14 protein-coding genes are annotated in these 19,636 nt (G+C 43.6%); 3 read left to right on the top strand and 11 right to left on the bottom strand.

The annotated features are described in order from the left end of the window. Nucleotides 1-90 precede the first annotated feature (90 nt). The 5 genes from A4R26_RS28185 to A4R26_RS28165 all read right to left on the bottom strand — a co-directional run bounded on the left by A4R26_RS28185 (nt 91) and on the right by A4R26_RS28165 (nt 8,540). On the bottom strand, nt 91-1,251 hold the full coding sequence (locus A4R26_RS28185; RefSeq protein WP_081169880.1) for a thioredoxin family protein: 1,161 nt from the start codon (nt 1,249-1,251) through the stop codon (nt 91-93). 85 nt (nt 1,252-1,336) lie between these two features. Next, nucleotides 1,337-2,869 carry a PKD-like family lipoprotein gene (locus tag A4R26_RS28180; RefSeq protein ID WP_081169879.1) on the bottom strand — a complete coding sequence of 511 codons (1,533 nt, stop codon included), beginning with the start codon at nt 2,867-2,869 and terminating at the stop codon, nt 1,337-1,339. A gap of 24 nt (nt 2,870-2,893) precedes the next feature. Beyond that, the gene (locus tag A4R26_RS28175) at nt 2,894-3,643 is read right to left on the bottom strand and encodes a DUF4843 domain-containing protein (RefSeq protein WP_081169878.1); all 750 of its coding nucleotides are present in this window, start codon (nt 3,641-3,643) and stop codon (nt 2,894-2,896) included. 12 nt (nt 3,644-3,655) lie between these two features. Then, nucleotides 3,656-5,092, bottom strand: coding sequence for a RagB/SusD family nutrient uptake outer membrane protein (locus tag A4R26_RS28170; protein WP_081169877.1), 1,437 nt, complete (start codon nt 5,090-5,092; stop codon nt 3,656-3,658). 19 nt (nt 5,093-5,111) lie between these two features. Further along, a complete protein-coding gene (locus A4R26_RS28165; protein WP_081169876.1) occupies nt 5,112-8,540 on the bottom strand; it encodes a SusC/RagA family TonB-linked outer membrane protein in 3,429 nt (1,142 codons plus the stop codon). Nucleotides 8,541-8,773: 233 nt separating this feature from the next. Here A4R26_RS28165 and A4R26_RS28160 point away from each other — a divergent pair, with 233 nt between their 5' ends. Both A4R26_RS28160 and A4R26_RS28150 read left to right on the top strand, forming a co-directional pair. Next, nucleotides 8,774-10,033, top strand: a complete 1,260-nt coding sequence (locus tag A4R26_RS28160; protein ID WP_081169875.1) for an adenosylmethionine--8-amino-7-oxononanoate transaminase — start codon at nt 8,774-8,776, stop codon at nt 10,031-10,033. An 853-nt stretch (nt 10,034-10,886) separates the two neighbouring features. Next, a complete protein-coding gene (locus A4R26_RS28150; RefSeq protein ID WP_081169873.1) occupies nt 10,887-11,462 on the top strand; it encodes a ferredoxin in 576 nt (191 codons plus the stop codon). A gap of 1,151 nt (nt 11,463-12,613) precedes the next feature. Here A4R26_RS28150 and A4R26_RS28135 read toward each other — a convergent pair. The 6 genes from A4R26_RS28135 to A4R26_RS28110 form a co-directional block, all read right to left on the bottom strand. Beyond that, on the bottom strand, nt 12,614-14,662 hold the full coding sequence (locus tag A4R26_RS28135) for a GmrSD restriction endonuclease domain-containing protein (protein WP_081169870.1): 2,049 nt from the start codon (nt 14,660-14,662) through the stop codon (nt 12,614-12,616). A 55-nt stretch (nt 14,663-14,717) separates the two neighbouring features. Beyond that, on the bottom strand, nt 14,718-15,869 hold the full coding sequence (hxsC, locus tag A4R26_RS28130) for a His-Xaa-Ser system radical SAM maturase HxsC (RefSeq protein WP_081169869.1): 1,152 nt from the start codon (nt 15,867-15,869) through the stop codon (nt 14,718-14,720). 1 nt (nt 15,870) lies between these two features. Next, on the bottom strand, nt 15,871-17,376 hold the full coding sequence (hxsB, locus tag A4R26_RS28125) for a His-Xaa-Ser system radical SAM maturase HxsB (RefSeq protein ID WP_081169868.1): 1,506 nt from the start codon (nt 17,374-17,376) through the stop codon (nt 15,871-15,873). Continuing rightward, entirely contained in the window at nt 17,373-17,747 is a 375-nt protein-coding gene (gene hxsD / locus A4R26_RS28120) for a His-Xaa-Ser system protein HxsD (RefSeq protein ID WP_081169867.1), read from the bottom strand. Before hxsD ends, hxsB begins: the two co-directional genes overlap by 4 nt. Next, nucleotides 17,728-18,264 carry a peptidoglycan-binding domain-containing protein gene (locus tag A4R26_RS35220; protein WP_165760443.1) on the bottom strand — a complete coding sequence of 179 codons (537 nt, stop codon included), beginning with the start codon at nt 18,262-18,264 and terminating at the stop codon, nt 17,728-17,730. The genes hxsD and A4R26_RS35220 overlap by 20 nt, the downstream gene beginning before the upstream one ends. Nucleotides 18,265-19,001: 737 nt before the next feature. Next, complete coding sequence (locus tag A4R26_RS28110) at nt 19,002-19,193, bottom strand: carboxymuconolactone decarboxylase family protein (protein ID WP_133054807.1); 192 nt, start codon at nt 19,191-19,193, stop codon at nt 19,002-19,004. An 83-nt stretch (nt 19,194-19,276) separates the two neighbouring features. On the opposite strand from A4R26_RS28110, the gene A4R26_RS28105 reads away from it, so the two are divergent. Next, nucleotides 19,277-19,606, top strand: a complete 330-nt coding sequence (locus A4R26_RS28105) for a hypothetical protein (protein WP_133054806.1) — start codon at nt 19,277-19,279, stop codon at nt 19,604-19,606. Nucleotides 19,607-19,636 lie beyond the last annotated feature (30 nt).

The following is a 19,636-nucleotide window of genomic DNA, read 5'->3' as shown; positions in this document are numbered from 1 at the left end:
CTGCCACTAAAGAACCACAAACAACAAACCACAAACTTAAAATAGCGAGCCCTGCAAATAATTATGAGTTTCAAATAAAAGAACTACAAGCTAAAGAATACCAATATCAAGAATATTCCTCCGTAGTTCCTCCGCAAAAGAAGCATCCTCCACATCAACGACCGTCAACGCTTTCTCCGTCACCGTCAACGCTTCATGGCTTTTATTGCGGGTATATAAAACATGGGCCAGCACCGACAGGTTATTATACGAAGGGTCTTGCGCCGCCAGCGTGCGCATCAGCGTTTCGGCACGCGACAACACCTCCTCCTCCACATCCGTCTGCATCGTAATATTATATACATACATGGGCGCATGCACCGCTGCCACCGTTCCATGCTCCAGCAATTGCAGCATCTTGGTATGCTGGTGCGAATTCAGGTAGAACGTCTGTAAATGCTTCGCCAGCTCCGGTTCCGCATCCGCCGGTTCAAAATATTGTTTAACGAGACCCATCACATACTGCAGCTCTTTCTCATTGGCGGTTTTGGCGGCGGCCAGGATCTTTTCATTGCAAACGGCCGACAATTTCTTTCTTACCGGCGCCCAGCCATACAGCGCCGCATACTTTTCTATTTTACTTAGAAAATGATCATTGTAAGCCGGCGTAAGCCTGCAAACGGCCATGATAACCCAGTTGGCTTCGCTGAAAAGATCGCGCTGCGTATTGAGATACGCCGCCACTTCTTCCGCGCAATAATGTTTTTTACCGGCATCATACATCTCGCGGTAGAACGGCTGATACGAATCGGGCGAGAGTTGATTTGAATAGCCTTTTATGGCCTGATGGCCGGCCGCTTTGCGGGCTTCAAGTATAAGGGACAGAAAATCCTCTTTCTTTTTAAACCCAAACGCCTGCATCACCAGGTAGCCCCTGCTGTTCAAAACAACATAAGCGGGGAACGACCGGATGGCATACTTTATGGCAAGCTCCCGCCCCAGCGTGGTGCTGTCTACATCGGCAGCGGCGGTTATAAAGTATTGCGAAAGGCGTGCCTGAACATCCGGGTCGGAAAAGGTTGCTGTATCCATCCGGGCGCAAAAGCCGCACCATTGCGCGCTCACATGGATCAGGATGGGTTTATTATTGTCGGCCGCACGTTTCAATAAACTGTTCCAGGAGGTTGCCGGCGGAAGCCCCTTAGCCTCCTGCGCCAGCGAACGGGTAGCACAACAAGTCAACAACCATAACAATACAACAAGGCGGTTCATATCATTCACAGGTAAGCGGTTAAATAAACCCACCCGGCGATTCAGCCGTGGTGGGTCAGTGCATAGGGGTCACATGAAAAACTGTTTATCGCTCGCGATAGGTCAGGCTAACGATCCTGCCCATGCCAGAATAGGATTGTACGAGTACAGGTGTGCCCACCAGTCCGGGTACGGTATACTGCGAAAGCGTTCCGCAGCTTTCAGCAGGCAATCCCGGGTCATAACTGCCAATCAGCAGGCATTTACCCAATGGCAGGTACTTTGCACCGGAATACGCCCTGAACTGGTGAAATTTCAGCAACGAGATCTTTTTACTGCCAAGGTCAACCGCCAGTTTACTTAGCGTCGGGTTATCATAATCCACTTCATACACCTTGCTGCCCACACTGTAAAACAGGTAGCCATATTCGGGGTTCACGGCAAAGAATTCCGCTTTGTCTATATCCGTGCCCGATAACTCCCGCGCAAAATTTTGCGCCAGCGAAGAGGATGTGAGCGTAAAACTATACACCCAGGTTTTCCCCGTTGCCGGGTCTTTCAACACCGCATAGGTAATACTGTTGGCCTGGTTGGTGGTGATATACAACAGGTCCATATTCGGTTTATAACTAAACAAAGGATTGCTGGTTGGCTCGGGCAGTTCCACACAGGTACTGGCGCCATCATTCATTCGCAGGAAACGCTTTTTAACGCGGTCGAATAAAATGCCGGGGTTTGAAGAGTTGATCGCTTTACCAATAAGTGGCGATGCATCAAAGTCGGCCGTTTCCCCAGCAACCCGGTTCACCGGAATACCATAACCTGCAGCCGTTATCTGGTTCTGGTAATAAAAATTGCTGCCATAGTTCAACAGGTAACCGCCACCGCCCGATCCGCTATTGCGTACATAATTGGGCGAAAAATTGGCGCCATAATCGAACAGGCATTCGTATTTCAGGTTGTAGGAAGCCTGCCAGTAAAAAACATCCGCATCCAGTTTGTGCCCGCCATCGGCAGCAGTAACATATACATAATTTCCCTGGTTGGCCTGGGTATAGGCAATATCCCGCGGCCCATGCATGGCCGGTACGCCGTAATTTTTCAGCAGATCGGTAAGGATAAACGTATCGGTGAGCGGCGCCGGCATAAAGGAAACCATATCAAGCCGCGCCGTATTGTTTACATCGGTCCACAACAGCCAGCCCTCATGCGTGGTGGTGGTTACCGTTAGGGTGGATTGCATGTTGTACATATTGCCGGTATAATTATCGGTTACCTTCAGGTAAAGCGTATATTTCTCCGGGCGCATGGTAAGTTTTATGCGCAGCTCTTTGTTCCGGCCCAATGTGATCAGCGGCACATCGCCTTTCGACGCAACGCGGTTCACAATGGCTGCGGTCCACAGGTACGACCAGCGGCCCGTGTCGTCTAATATTTTATTATCAAGATTGGTGTTGAAGGCTGGTTTAACGATCAGCGAATCGAGGTACAGGGCCGCCTTGTTCCCAAATGAATCAATATACAATTGGTGTATGTCGGTATAGTCGTAATTGCCTTTATCCTTAAAGCAGCCGGCTGCGGTTATACAAAACAGCGCGCCCAGGATATAAACGGAGATATATTTTAAACGATGGTGCATGTCAGTAATTTTTTGCGGTGATAACTATTGTGAACCGGGGCCCATTTTCATCGGCGTTCCATCTTCATCGAGGATAATATTTCCATTGGCAGCCTCATCGTTCAGGTAACGCTGGAATACTTTTCCGTACGTGATCATCATTACAGCCGAAATACCGCCGGCGCCGGTTATATTCCAAACGGGCAATTCTATTTCGAAGAATTCACTAAGCGCAATTAGTTTTTTACGCGAGAAGGTGCCAAAAGAACTGCTCAGCCAGGTTTTCGGCTGCGCCAGCACATCATCAAAGCGGATGGTGTACCGCATCAACTGCTTCACCGTACTGTTCTTCAGGTTCACCCATTCCCAGGTATAATTGGTAGTGAAATTATCATTCGGTTCCAGCACCATATTGATGTAATAGGTTGTCGTTATCATTTCGGGCAGCCGGTTCAGTTTGAACGCCAGGTTCACAAAGGGCTGGCCGGCCTTTACTACCAGCTCATTATTCAGCAGCGTGTAGTGTACACCGGCCTGCGCATTGGTAATGCTGTCGATGATGGTGAGTTCGAATGGTCGGTCTACATCGGCCAGCGGCCCGGTTGTATATACCCGCACCAGAACCGTACTGTCTTTTTTATCTTCCTTATCATAAGCGAAGGTTATTTTCGCCGAATCGGATGTATTGCTGAAATAAATATTGTTCTCCCCCGAATAGGTGGCTAACTTTTTTTCGCAGGAAAACAACAGCAGGGCGCCTGCCGCTATAAACAGATGAGATATTAATTTCTTCATTGCAGGTAGTTTTTAGTTTCGGGCAGATGTTTCTATATCGGGCAGCGGCAACACGTATTTATCATTGTTCATGCTAATGTTTCCCGAAGCGCTTCCGTTCTCTATGGCCGTTGTATAGTTGCGTTTGTAATAAAAGAACAATTGTCCCTCCCCGTAAAACTCTTTCTGGTATTCCTTTCTCAGCTCCGTACTGAAATTGGCGGTGAGCGGCAGGGGCGTTGTGAGGTTGCGCGCTGACCGAATAGCATTCAGGTACTGGAATTTATCGGCGGTAAGGGTCGACGCTTCGGCAGCGATAAAATACGCTTCCGATACGCGCATCAAAGGAATATTGAACTGGCGCGCGGCCGTATCGGCCGGGGGTGCGTATTTATAAAAACATTTGAATGATTTGGTGCCGTCATTGGGTATCGCCCATGTGTATGATAAATACCGGTAATCATTGGTGCTGGCTTCATACACTTTATCGAGTTTCGTTTGCACCGGGGCGAGAATACCCGAGTCGGGCAGGTTCGGGATAAAATATCTTCCATAACTATTGGCTATCCCAAAATGCTGTACCGCAAAAACCAGTTCATTCGAAAAGATGCGATCGGGATTCCTGGGATTGGTCACTTCGCCGATGGTCACAAAAGGGAACCAGGCCGCCTGTTTATCAATAACCACCTTCGCCGCAGCCAGCGCATCTTCATGCCTGTTGGCGTGTAACAGCACCCGCGCCTGCAACAGTTTTACCGCATAGTAGTTCATACGCAGGTGGCGGCCGGTTGTAAAGATGGCCGGTCCCGTCCCAGCCTTTCCATTGGTAATAATGGGGTCCGCTTTCTCAAGGTATTTTTCTGCTTCTTCGAGGTCGGTCAGCACTTTTTCAATCACCTCTTTACCGGTAAGCAGTTCTCCGGGCGTACTTGTTCGCACCGTGTAATACGGCACCCGTTTTGAAACAACGGAATCATTTTTATAAACGGCGCCGAACAACCTGAATACATCGTAATGCAGGAAAGCCCGCAATGCCAGCGCCTCCCCTTTCATCAGTTCATAGTTGATGCCGGTGAATACCGCCTTGCGTTCTTCCATTTCAGGAAGCATGGTGTTTATGTTGGCGATAAGCTCGTACATATTGAACCAGGTATTGGCCAGTTGGGGCACCACCCTGGCGTTGGCATAATCGTAAGAAGCCAGTGCATTGTACTTGTTGCCGGGATTTGTGCCGAGGCAATTATACCGTTGGGCCAGGATCTCTACCATCTCCATGGTCATCGATCCGCCGTACAGCGATGGGTCGGTAAGCCCCATGTATACGCCATTCAGGGCGCTCTGAAAACCGGTCTCTTTACTGTACAGATCATCTTCCAGTATACTGTCTTCCGGTTTTACATCGAGGAATTTTTTACAGGAACCCAGTCCCGCAAAAAGCGCTATCAATATGATGTATGATGCTTGTTTCATTTTTTAGGTGCTGTTTTGGTTAGAAGTTCGCTCTCAGGGAAAATGACACGCTGCGTGCAAACGGGTAATCGATGCCGCGTTCATCTTTGATAGATGCAATGCGGAAAATATCGTTCATATACCCGCTTACCGACAGGTTGCTCAACCCTAACTTCGATACCCATTCGTTATTGAACTGGTAGCTTACATTGATCGATTCACCGGTAATGAAATTGTTCTTTTGTACAAAACGCGAAGAAGGTTCCGTTGGGTCGGCGGCGCCCTGGCCAAGCGCTACCCAGCCGTCGTTAAGTTGTATTCTTTTGAAAGAAGAAATATCGCCGGCTTTTCTCCAGCGGTCGTACAGCGCACGTTTATCCTGGTTCTTCAACAAACCCGGCGTGGTGATGTTCTCCACCTTATTGAACAACGCTTCATTGAACTGATCGCCGCCGAGGCTGTACCGCATATTCAGGTTTACGGTAAGGCCTTTGAACTGGATACTGGTTCCCACCACGCCGATCACATCGGGTCTTGAATTGCCCACCACCACCACATCACGCGAATTATAGGTAAAGCTGGGCTCGCCGGTTTTGGTAAGAAATACTTCCCTGCCGGTGGCAGGGTCTATGCCCAGTGAGTGCACCGCCCACAGGTCGTCGGGACTGCGGCCATCGTAATACCGTTGCAGGTTCTTGTTGTTTTGGTTTTGTTTGTTCAGCGATTCCAGGGCGGCGCCAAAATTGTCGAATTTCGCCCTGATGGTAGCGCCCTGTACATTGAAGCGCCAATAGATGCGTTGTTGTGGCTTGCTGATAACGGTTGTGGACGCCTGAAATTCAAACCCCTTCGTTATTTGTGTGCCTACATTGGTAGTATATTGTCTTTCACCGGTTGAAGCGGCATTGTCAACCGTTACCACCAGCGGGTCGGTTTCCTTATTGTAATAACTTACCCGCAGGCTTAAGCGGTTTTTGAACATATTGATATCTGCGCCGATGTTCTTCTCCAGCGTTTGCTGCCATTGCAGATCGGGATTGCCGTAGCGGTCAACCAACGCTCCCTGTCCGTATTGATTTATTACGCCGAGAATGTAATCGTAGGTGGTGTAGGAATTATAAGCGCTGAAATTCTGGTTACCGGGATTGCCGATGCTGGCCCTTAGTTTAAACTGGTTGAACCAGGGATATTGTTTGAAGAAGTTCTCATTGTGCAGGTTCCAGGCCAGGCCTACCGTCCAGGTATCGGTAAAGCGGCGGTTCGAACCAAAGACCGAAGAACCGTCCTTACGGTAATTGAAATCGGCCAGGTATTTCGACCGGTAACCATAATGTGCGTTGAAGAAAGCGCTCATCTCACGGTTGATGGCCCTTGTATAGGAAGGTTTGCCGGTAGAGGGATAAGAAGAGCCGAATGCCGGCGAGGTAACCACGCCCTCGGGAAAACCAACAACGGTATATTCATCGCTGGTGGTTTTTCTGCCGGCGATCTTGAAACCGGGCACAATGTTCAGTTCATGAACCGAATTAAATATTTTACCATAACTGGCCTGCAGGTAACCTTCGTAAAAAAAGTAATCGAGCCGCGCATGTTTGAAGGAACCCCGTTCGTAAATAGACACCGTATCGAAATAAGCGCTTAAAGGCGATCTGAAGATCTCGGTTTCGGTTTGGTCTTTGGTAACCGCACCCCGCGCTTCGAGTTTCAGCGAAGGCGTAGGCATAAAATTGATCACCAGTTGTTCGCGCAGGCTGATCTGTTTTTCTTTATTGGTGTTGCCAAGCGATGCCTCGTACAGGGGGTTAATGGCTATGTTATCGGGGCCGCCCTGGCTGTCGGAGAGCTCCAGGTATTTGAGACTGGTTTTCTCGTAATACGGATTGGCCCTTGAAAAACCGGAGAAGGAACCATAGGGCGACTCATCGGCCGAATAGGTCGACAAAAAGAATTTGCTCGCAATATTCCATTTTGCATTCCGGTAAGCGAGGTCGATATTGGCGTTGCCGATAGAACGGCCCGAACCCTTCATAACCCCGTTCACTTTGCCGTATTTGGCGCCGAGGCCATAGGTGACGTTTTTGTCGCCCCCATCAACATACAACGAGTAGTTGTTGTTCATGCCCACGCGTAAAGGTTCGCTCATCCAGTAGGTATTGACGCCGCGCAGCACATTGTTCAGTTTGGCATTGTATTGCTGATCGAGCTCCACCTGGATCTGGGGGTTGAATAAATTGTTAGGCAGCGAAGTGTATTTGCCCGACAACCGTTCGAACTCGAGCTTCTCAGCAGCGTTCATCAGGTTATAGTCGGTAAGGTCGGGCATGGAGATGGTATTATCATAATTGAAGGCCAGGTTCAGTTTGCCTACTTTGGGACGTTTTGTTTCAATGACCACTACCCCGTTCGAGGCGCGCGAACCGTACAGGGCGGTAGAAGCCGCGTCTTTCAGAATGGTGACACTGGCCACGCGGTTCATATCGAGGTCCATTACCGTGCGCAGGTTGGTTTCGAAACCATCGAGAATGAACAGCGGCTGGTTGGGGTCCTGCGTATTGCCATCGCGAATGCCGATGATACTGGTTTTACCTCTGATCTCGAGGTTGGGCAATGCGTTGGGGTTCGAACCCAGTAAATTGTTATCGATGACGAGGAAGGCCGGGTCGAGCGTTTTCAGGCTCTGGATCACGTTCTGGTTACCGATGGTTTTCAGTTGCGTGCCGGAGAAAACGGTAGCGGCGCCGGTAAAACTTTCCACTTTACGGGTATAGAGCCCCGTAACGATCACATCTTCCATGGCCTTGTTCAACAGGGCCATTTTTATGGTCAAAGCGTTGTTCCTGTCTATGGGCACTTCCGTGTTTTTATAACCAACGTGATCTATCACCAGCGTTTTTGCACTGGCCGGCACCTTCAGGGTGAACATCCCGAATTTATCGGTAGTGGTGCCGAGTTTGGTGCCCTTTATCATTACAGTGGTGGCGGCCAGCGGTTCGCCTTTTTCATCGAGAATGCGGCCCCTGATGATGGTGTCGGCAGCAGGTGAAGCGGTTTGGTAACTGGTATAGGAAGCAGCGGGAGAAACGATGTTGGCTGTGGGTAAAGAGCGCGGCAGATTATCGGCCGGCAAAATGGTAGCGGTTGTTTTACGAAGAGAGATGATACTGAAGTTTTTGTCGTCGAGTTTTACCACATCGAGCTCAAGCGGCGCCAGCAGGGTGCGTAATAATTTTTCGGGGTCTTTTTCTTTCTGCATTTGCCGGGTAAGCTGTGTGTACCTGCCAGTCACCACCTTTTCTTCGTACAAACAATTGATGTTGTACAGCTGATGGATCTTTTTCAGCACGGTGATAAGTGGTTCGGGGTTACGGCTTACAGGCACTTTTGAAGTGGTGCTGCCCGCGCCGGTCTGGGCAACGAGCCCGTTACAGCACAGCCATGCCGCCACAAATAACAGGAGTAATTTTCTCATTTAGATCAGATTAACTGAGTTAGTTGGTTATATGTCGTGAACCGGCAATCGGCAATCGTGAATGGACTCGCGAGTTTTATGTTTATTTCCGACGCTTGCGCCGCGTCCGAATCCCTGATTCCCAATTCCTAATTACTATTCCGTATTGAATAACGAAGCCCACACAAGCTTTACCCCATACCAATGAAACTTTTTTCCCAAAAAAGTCGCTCCCCCCTACCTTTGCCCTCCTTATGGCAACATCACTTATCGAAAGAGATAAACAGGTAGTGTGGCACCCGTATACGCCACAGAAATCGATGCCGGTGCAAATACCGGTGGTGAAGGGAGATGGAACCTATATTATAGCTGCTGATGGCAAGGCCTACATAGATGCCATCAGCAGCTGGTGGGTAACCATCCATGGACATGCCAATGCCTATATCGCCGAAAAGATCTACGAACAGGCGAAAATGTTGGAGCAGGTGATCTTTGCGGGCTTCACGCATGAGCCGGCGGTACGGCTGGCCGAGCGGCTGCTGGAGATACTGCCCGGGAATTTTGCAAAAGCATTTTATTCAGATAATGGTTCCACCGCGGTAGAAGTGGGTATAAAGATGGCGCTGCAATACTGGTGGAACAAAGGCGATAAAAAAAGAAACAAGATCCTTGCGCTTAATCATAGCTACCATGGCGATACGTTTGGCACCATGAGCCTGAGCGAGCGCGGGGTATTTAACCTGGCCTTTCACGACAAACTGTTTGAAGTGATCTTTATCGATCCGCCTGTTGCGGGTACCGCATCATATGCCGGACCGTGGGATGAGATCGCCTGTATAATTTATGAGCCGTTGTTACAGGGTGCGGGCGGCATGAATATGTATGAAGCTGCCGCGTTGAATGAGTTACTAAAGACATGCCATGCACATGGCGTGTTGTGTATAGCCGATGAGGTGATGACGGGTTTTGGCAGAACCGGAAAATTGTTTGCGGGCATGTATGTAGAAGAAAAGGCGGATATTATTTGTTTGTCGAAGGGGTTGACCGGCGGCACCATGGCGCTGGGCGTTACTGCTTGTACTGACAAAATACATAGTGCCTATGTAGATGACGACCGGCAGAAGACATTTTTTCATGGGCATTCCTTTACTGCGAATCCCCTCGGCTGCGCGGCAGCCCTCGCGAGTATGGACCTGTTGCTGCGACCCGAATGCCAGGCGGGCATCGATAGAATAAGTAGACAGCATAAACATTTTATAGAAAAACTGAAAGCTGATACGCGATTTTCAGGAAAGATAAAGCACCTTCGGTCACTCGGCACCATTATGGCCTTTGAAATTGAAACCGGCCGCGATGGCTATTTGAATGCGGTTGGACTGGAGATCACCCGAAAAGCATTGGAGCATGGCGTGTACCTGCGACCGTTGGGTAATACGGTATATATCATGCCGCCGTATTGTATTACGGAGGAGGAGTTACAAAAGGTGTATGATGTTATTGAGGAAGTGCTTTAACGTGAAACGTGAAACGGCAAACCTGAAATGGCTCGCGAACCTTGAGCCTTCAGCTGTATTTGTATTTGCTTGCGGCTTAGCTGGCAAAAGGACTGGAAATAATTAAAAAATTCTTCAACAATACACCATCTCTTAACTCATTTAAGACATTTGCTTCAACCAGCTAACACCCTATTAAAAATTCCAGACAGAAGGGATTACGACGAGTATTTTGGAATTGAAATTAAAAATGTTTTGGAAGATGGCTTAATCACTATGTATCAAAAATCTTACGATCGGGCCAGGGCAACAAAAACGAAATATATTAAGTTAATGAAAGCGAAAAAATAATTTTAAAGAAAGTAAGAGATTGCATACTTGTGTAACAAACACACCAATCAACATGGCGATTTATTTTTCCAACATCCTCCATTTCCACTACCTTTACCTCCTACAATTAATCCTCCCTACCCGGTAAAAGGCCACCCTGATTAGAAATCTGTAAAATCTCTATCAATCATTGTTAAATTAATTATTGTATGAAGGACGACAGATATACAAAATACAAGGAAAAAATGGATTTCGATCTTTCTACCATTGTGATCGTGTGCCTGATAATTCTTTTCCTGTCGTTTTTAATAACGGGCTGACTTATCTCCCTTTTTTCAACTCCCAGGCAATCGATTAATTCTGAACAGTTATTATATCTGTTTTAGGATGAAATCTCATTTTCATTCCTTCTGTGTTACCACCATTCTTATACTTATAAAAGTTAAACAGGATTAACCCACATTAATGTACCTAATGACAATAGCTCCTATCCACATACTCCTTATTCCCATGCGAGTTAATAAAATACAGGCTGTGTCATGGTATGTCGGCTGATATTTTATTTGAATCAGACGAGGCGGCGGATACCACGGAACGTATAACAATTGGACACCTGTGCATGCTCTACTACAACAAGGCGTTAGCGATGGGCGGAGTGAAATGCGATACAATTCTATCCCCACCCAACCTCAATGTAACATTTTCCCCAATAACCGCTACTTACCACAGCCTTTCAAAACGTTCTCTTATGCAAAATGACGGAAAAATATTACCTTATTCCCACCAATTTGCTATTTTTAAAAAAATGCAACCATACATGCCCAACCGTCAATATGAAAATTCCCCGGGAGATTTTTATGTAGAGTGTGGAGTTTGTACTTCTTGTGGCGCCCCAGAGGCAGAAGCACCTGACCTGATAGACCATTCCCAGGCAGACTACGGCCACTGCTACTTTAAAAAACAACCGGAAACGGAGGAGGAAATTGAAAGAGCGATCAACGCCATTGCTGTTTCCTGTATAGGCGGACTAAGATATGGCGGAACCAATGAAAAAATACTGAAACGGCTGTACGAAATGGGCGCAGGCGACCAATGCGACCACAAGCCAATATGCATATAGGTGCCTATTCACCATCTCATTTAAGCTCGTATCTACCGAAACAAGTTCAGTCAACTGTGTAAGCTTACTTCATTGGATATAGCTGGTCCAGGAAATAGCATCTTCACCATTGTCTTTATCAAATCTGGCCCGGGCTGTATATAAGTAGGTCATTGCTTCTAAATAAAAGAGGTTTAGGTAATTGCACAAGCCGTCCAACACGCTACCGCACAAGTAGTAAGATGGCTGAAGAAACTTCTGATTTGTGCCAGGACACTGAAAGGCTAAGTTTCCTGCCCTTTGATGTTCATAATTACCAACCGAAGATCTCTTCATCCGGGCTATCTGTCTAATCCTGCCGAATGCCGTAGGGTACACCGTTGCTGGTATAACCGCAATAAATTCGAATTCTCCGTCGCTTGAATCATCCGGGAAAATAGCTGCGCGAGCCTCCCCTTTTTCTTCTTTTGCAGGAGGCGGTCAGCAATGGAACATTTATTAGCCAACTCGTATTCCTCCGAAATATGATGCCCTAGCATGCGCAGTTCGATTATGGCACAAATAAGATCAACGGAAAAATGACGTGCATAACCGCGAACGAGGCTTTTGCCGTTATAGGTGCTGATCCATTGCGACGCCAGTTCCAGGCGTCTTTTCGTAATATAATTTTCCAACAACACATTTTTACCAAAATAACATGAAAGACATATTGATTTATTGTTTATTACCGGTATGGCTAATTCTGTAACGTCACTAATAATAACGCCTTCTCGGCGTCACCAATCCAATTAAACCTAAGATTACACAAGCAGTTACTCCCACCACTTTCAGGGTACCTATCGAAATGCTACTGATCTTCTCATTCCTTCTTGCATTTTCACAATCCGTATATCTCCGTTCCTGTTCTATGGGATCACTATGTGGATTAAATCCTAGGACCTTATAACATGGGCTATTTACAAATCTGTCTGCATTGCTTTTTTCCCAATCGAAATATACCGGCCCAGGCATATTTTGTCCCTGGCAACAAAAAGAAAATGTAACAGAAAATAACAAAATAGTTAGTAGTTCCTTCATAAGATAACAGTTTTTACAAAATGGGATTTAATACGCTTTATATACTAGTGTTATGTATTGTTTGCAATGGCTTTCGGAAAAGTAAAACCAGCCCTTTACGTGGTTAAACTTGTGATTTTGGTGCCAGCTCTAAGATCATTAATTTTCTTTTCCATTCCGATCTCATCCATGTATTTCCAAAACGTCCAACCATTTTCAGATGGGTTATCAGTTGCCCCATTGTCAATTTTTACCGCTAGTGCAGCGGCGCTTGGACTATCATATAATTTCCCGTTGTAAAATATTTTCGTTGTTGCAGGATTGAATGTTGCTTCAGCTTTATTTCCTTTATATGAGCAATATATGTTAATATTTGCGGTATCCTCATACTTTATCTCTTCGTAAAACTTTTCACGGATTGCCTCTTTAGGTTGTATCAATCTTCTGCTCACAATCTCAAATATTGAATTTACTCTCGAATCAAGAAAGAAGCTAAATTCTCTATCATATTCACCATTCAAAAGTTCCCTTGTAATTAAATGGTTTTCTAAAGATTTTTGTATCTCAGGATTTACTTTTCTGATCTCATTTAGATACTCAGAGGGAGTTTGGTCACTTATTTTAATGTTTTGAATTTTCGGAATTAATGTGCGGTTTGCCACACAATCAATTAAACCTTTTTCGCTTTCTGTTCCCAAAGCCTGGCTTAAATAATTCTTTGGATAGATATGATGATCTTCCAACGTTGAATTCAATGAAAGCCTGGAATCATTATTCCAATTGATCAGTCCGGATTTCTCATAATTTATCAAATTAAGTATCCCTTTATAAACAGCATTGGCCTTTTTATTAAATGAATAAATATCATCTGCTGAAAGAATCTGTATTTTAGATAGTTTATTGAAATAGCTTGCAGAATTTATTTTCTTACCTTTTGCGATCTGAATTAAAATGTTAGAATCTTCTATAATTCTTTCATTAGATGATCCTGAATACCTAAGTGAAAAAACTGAATTCCAATACCAATATTCGATAAATCGCTTCTGGTCAGTATTCATTTGATGAAAATCTCCACCAATTTCCTTTAAGAAGTTGATAAGAGGGATTATCATATTGTCATAAGGCATCCAGTCTTGAGATATTATGAAATTATTTTCATACAAGAAATCAATTGTCACCTTATACAGCTTACAAACTTTATCCCACCAATCTTTAAAATCACCAGCGTTTAATGATGTGAGTATATAATTCCTGTTGATCTCTTTTGGCGAGCTTTTTATAAATGCTATCGATCTTACAATAATTTCGGGAATAAATACAATGTTCGAATTTTGGATTTCAAACTCTTTTATCTTTTCTTTAAGATTGAAGTTACCGGTATAAAGTTTTGCTGCTAAAATGTCAATAAAGTTCAATTGCACTCCTCTTGTATTGCTTCTTTCAAAGAACACTACAAATTTTTCAAGATTCATATCTAATAGATAGTATGAAAGAAGCTTTTCAGACTTGAATAAATCTGCAATTTTTTTTCTTAGGTTGCGAAACTTTTTGAATTCAGCTTTTACGTCAAATCCTTCGTCAGCACAACAGTTTTTATAATAATCTGTGGCATAAAATAACTTTTCTTTGATTTCATCTTCATCGTAATCGTTTTCTTCAACATCCCAGACGTCAGACAGTTTAATAGAAAGCCTTTCAGCGTCCTGTTCACCAGATATTTCATGAAGTAGCGCTTCAAGTTTTGCATTTTCGAAATTACCAGTTTCTATTTCCTCTTCATTTTTTGCTATGAACCAAACTTCATCGGTGCCTTTTAAAGCTCTATATATTGATGTAGTTCTCTGCTGCCCATCCAAAATTAATCTGAAATTTCCTCCTACCTTATTAATTTGTTCTATCTCTCTTTTTGTTATGGTTCTAACTCCAAGCGATGGTCTTTTTTTGCCTTTGACAATTTTTTTTCTATTATCGATTTCACGTATTGCAATATCAAAAGAAGGAACGCCAAATATTATAGCGCCAATAAATATATCCTTTATTAATGAATCAAATAAATCGTATGTTTTAGATATTTCCCAAACAAAATCCCTTTGAAATTCAGGGAGGTATACCTTTTTTTCATCGATATCAATTATAAGATCCTTTATTGATTGTGTTTGCTCCATAATTCAATAAGTTTAAATATTTAAAGTACAACAAATAGTCAAACGTTAATTTGTGCTAAAACTCAACCCTCTCCATAAAAGGTGTAATGTATTCACTATGCATCTTTTCACAGGATGCAAACAGGCCGCCACAAGCCTCAATCATCTGGCATTTTTCACATTTAGATAAGTAAATATTCTTCCAGTCGGAAATTGATTTCTTATTATACTTCCAAAGATGCCTTGGCATAACGCATAGTTGAGAATTATAAATTGAAACGTTCATACCCATTTGCGATAAATACTCTACAGCTTCTCCCAACTCATTCATATACATGGCGGGGTCTATCCATAAATTGTTAATGTTGTGCGGAGTATACCCCTGAAACTCCAGCCCCATAAACGCTATATGCTCAACAAATGGAAGATTCTTATAGATAAATTTTGATAGTTTTACCAGGCGGGGAAGAGATTGCTTATGCAGCACTATTCTTACTTCTATGCGTTGATTACTTAATGCCAGATTGTATATTCCCTCGACAGTTTGATAAAAAGCTCCTTGCGCCTGCACGATATAATCATGTATTTGGTAATAATCAGAATACAATGGTATTCCAAGCATCAGCCGTTGCAAATCTAATTTTTCCAATTGTTCTGAGAAATGGCGAGAGGCGAAAGACCGTCCATTAGTGAGACAATGAATTTCCGTATCGGGAAGATGGCATTTGATTTGTTCCAGCAACGAAAAATACCGGGCGCCTAAAAGCGTTGGCTCCCCGCCGGTAATTCCAAGTTCAATGCAATCCTTCGGAATTAAAGGAATTAATTGATTGTATATATCAAACAGATAACCGGTATCATCTCTATCTTTAGGAGGTTGTGAGCACATCAAACAATTACTATTACATCTCTCAGTAAAAAGAAGAAAGTTTTGATATGAATTGATACGATATAAAGTGTTTATTGTTCCATCGGTGTTTATCACAACGATATCGCCTTCCACCAAATGATCAAAAGTTCCAACTGAATAAACTGAAGGTTTATCAACCTGGTGCGTATTTATTGGAAGTGCCGTCAATATAGCGCGAAAGTCAGCAATACTAACCGATGGCAATGTGTATTCAGCTATTAAAATACGGCCAGAACCGGCATCGTAAGGATTTCGGGTAACAGAAGACACTATTGGCTTTTCAATAAGAAATGGGGTACCTCTTGTTTTTAATAGCATATCAGTTATTTCCTGTTATCCAGGTTCTAAAAATGGTTTTTATTCTCGCATCTTTTTCCATTAAGAGGAATAAATGTTTAATTATTGCCATATTTCGTTCGCAAAAGGAACTGGTGGGCCTATGGCCAATAAAAGTGCCCTGTGTCGCATAATTGAAAACAGGATCTGCACCACAATATGATTGCAAAGCGCATTCTGAGCACCCGGGCAAGCTTTCATTTGTCCAGGCATCGGAAAAGAATCTTGCCTTATCCCCATAAAACAATTCTTCATAACTATGTGTGTCTAATGAACCAAGTTCAAACGTATAATCTTTCGTTTCAGCTAACATTCGTGCTTCATCGGTGGCGTAAACTTTCCCATCATAATTAAATACGATAACACTATTTATCATGCCTGCAGGAGATTGTAAATCAACATAACCAACCGGAAAAGGCGTAAGTATTTTTCTAAGAATTATAGCAGCGTAATCTTCACGGAAAAATTCCCCCCTTAAATTGAGTTCAATTATTTTGTCTAATGCTTTCTTATAGAAGTCCAAAAATTCACTCGTTTTGTAGTGGTTCTTTCTTTCGTTATAATTTGCAAAACCATAGGGACTAATTGGCCGAAGAAAGATGTTTCGAAATCCGAGCTTGTAATATTCGTCTACGATCTCATGTGGGTATAGTAAGGACAAGTTGGTGGTAGTCAATAATGCAGATACGCGGTCAAAACCCAATACTTGTCGCGACTCTTCTATACCTTTTACGGCTAACTCATAGCTATTGTTTCCATTCCGATGACGGTTTTTGTTATGAATAAATGAAGGTCCATCCAGAGAACTGGAGATGAGGATCTCATGTTCCTTACAAAACTTGAGCATTTCATCTGTTATAACAGCTAAATTTGTACAAATAACAAATGAAATCTTTTTATTCAATAACATGGCCTTTTCTTTAGCCTGTATTACCGCATACGTTATGTTTTCAAAAGCAAGCAACGCCTCACCACCCTGAAACTCCATAGTTATGTGCGGATTGGGAGACTTCATCATTAAGTCAATGCCTTTGTCAATATGGTGCCGTTGCATATCAAAGGCTTTTTTATTCTCACTAACCCTGGATACCTGGCAATAATGGCATGTATGCTCACAACGCAAAGAAATAACGAAAATGTGCAGCGCTGTAAAATGGTCCAGAAACGACTTTTTAGTTCTATACCTGGTAGATATAACGTCTAAAAGTGCTGGTATCGGAGTTTCGCTAATAAAAAAAGCTGCAATTAAATCTGCGTACAGCTCTTCGTCTGATATTTTATCTAACTTTTTGTTAACGATCCTTTCAACCGTCCCCGAAGAAACTATTAAAAAGTCTCCCACTTCATTAACTAATAGTTCATTTTGCTCATCCAACCGAATGAACCGGAATGGAAGTAAATAATAATTATTTGACTGGAGGTTGTAGGAATTGTATTCCTTAAATTTTCTTGTTTTTTTGTCTAAGGCTGGTTTCAACGGATTATTCATACATTGTCTGGATTAAACCCTACCGGATCAGAAATATCGAAATCATACTGAGGATCAATCTGAAAATTTGCAAATGCTTTTGCCACAATTAACTCACGCACTGTTTGAGTTTCCTTGGTTATGATATCCCGAAGTTTAAAATCAATCAGATCGCGTAATATCTGCTCATTTAATTGCTTTGCAGTTTCTTCGTTAACACTTAAATCATTGGCTAATTTAATTGATACAGAATAGTAGTGATCATCCTTAGTTTCAATGAAAACAGTGTATTTGTTGGTATACCAGTATAAGCACTTATACAACACATCCTCAGAATAAATATTTTTGTCAACCTTTATTATAAGCGATCCGTTATTTAAATCGTAGTTCATTGTATTTTTTTTGAATTAACTCAAACGTTCTGACGTCTACCTTTCCATCCTGCGTAAGTTGATTGTCTTTTTGAAACTGAACTACAGCCTGTTTTGTCATTTCAGTGAAGTAACCCGTAGGGTAAACATCATACTTGAGCTTCCTTAATAAAACCTGGACAGAATCGACATCCTTTCCTTCACAGCCTACTTCTAAAACTCTGTTCGGAAATGTAGAGGCTGAGACCTTTCTCTGAATCATCTTATACGTACTGATATATACCTTTCCATCTGCTGTAAGTTTGTTGTCTTTTTGATACTGAAGTACTGCCAGCCTTGTCTTTTGAGTGTAATAACCAGAAGGAAAAACATCATACTTTAACTTCCCCAATAACACCTGGAGGGCTTCTACATCCTTTCCTTCACAACCTACATCAAGTGTTCTGTATGGAACTGCGGATGTCGATTGTTTGCTGGAAACCACAGTATTCCTGTCATAAGATCCTGAACTTGTAGTTGATGGAGCTGTGTATGGCACAGAATTGCTGGGAGAATAAGACGGAACAGATGAATAGTGCGAAGCATGGGATGAATGCGAAGCATGCGAATAATGGCGCGAAGAAGATGATGAAACGTGAGAACTGTGGGACCTGTGGGAACTATGTGATCGATGAGACGTATGCATTGACAGAAAAGGCTCCGATAAATTATTCGGATTTTGCTTTAAGACCAATTGCGGTTTTAAGACTTTAAGCCGAAATTTCTCTATGTCCTCTTCTTTAACCGAGCTAAAATTAGCATCACTTATTATTGGACTACCGTTAGCTGTAAGTAATGAGCTTACAGACGCTGTTATCACCGCCAAAGCCTTCTTTGCAAGACTTAGCAGACCTTTTTCAATTTTAGGGGGCATGGGTTTAGGTTAGTTGACAGTAAAAGATTAGTCGGACAGGTTAATGCTTTAAAATATAAATTTTTTATATTAAAGTGAAAGATTTTAAGGATTCTTAAAATAAATTGATTCTGATTAATTCTTGTATACTGGTTTTAGCCCTAAAGACACACCGGTATACAGGCATTTTTGTACCGCTCCCTCACAGTTACTTAGTATCCCCCAAAACTGTAACATTCCCCCGAAAGCCGGCTATTTCCTGGTCTTTTATACTCACGCTGGCAGCTATCTTTTCGCGCGTTTCAACCCACCACCCAACGCAACAAAAGGCCTCCCGAAATTTCCAGAGGCCTTCTTCTATACTTTGATGATCACCTCGTCAATTAAGCAGTTTGAGCTAATTTATCAACCACCTGCCCCACATTATAGTCTTCTACAGGAGTCTCAAACGCGATATTAAGGCGATTGGCAACATTAATAAATCCGACGGCCATCGTCAGGTCTATCAGTTCCTTTTCCGTAAAATGCCTGGCCGCTTCTTCATAGGTATCGTCGGGCACACTCCTCTCATCCAATACGGTCACGCGGCAGCAGCCATACAGGCAGCACCTCCAAAAAATTATTGCACAAATACGTCGATGTCATTAAAAGCGGGGATGTGAAGAAGCTTGAAAAAATGTTGTCAGACAATATTATAACCCACGCCGGCGGCGGCGGAAAAGCCGGTAAGGCGGTGGAAATTACGGTGGGTAGTAACGCCGTCGCGCAGCTGCTTGTTCGTTCTTATGAACGCTACCTGAATAAATTGGATATAGCATTTAAAGACGTGAACAATTCGCCGGCAGCCCTTTTCTATAAGGGCGGCAAACTGGTAGGTTGCCAGGTCTTTGATATTAACCCGCACACTGATGCAATCACGAACATTTATTTCATTGCCGGCCGGAAAAAACTGCAGGGATTACAAAACGATGGTTTCCGGGGCACATAGTCTGGCGTTCTGTAAAACCCCGTTTCGTAG

Source organism: Niastella populi (assembly GCF_002078015.1).
GTDB lineage: Bacteria > Bacteroidota > Bacteroidia > Chitinophagales > Chitinophagaceae > Niastella > Niastella populi.
The sequence above is the reverse complement of the archived record's forward strand: the minus strand, read 5'-3'. Positions and strand labels throughout refer to the sequence as shown.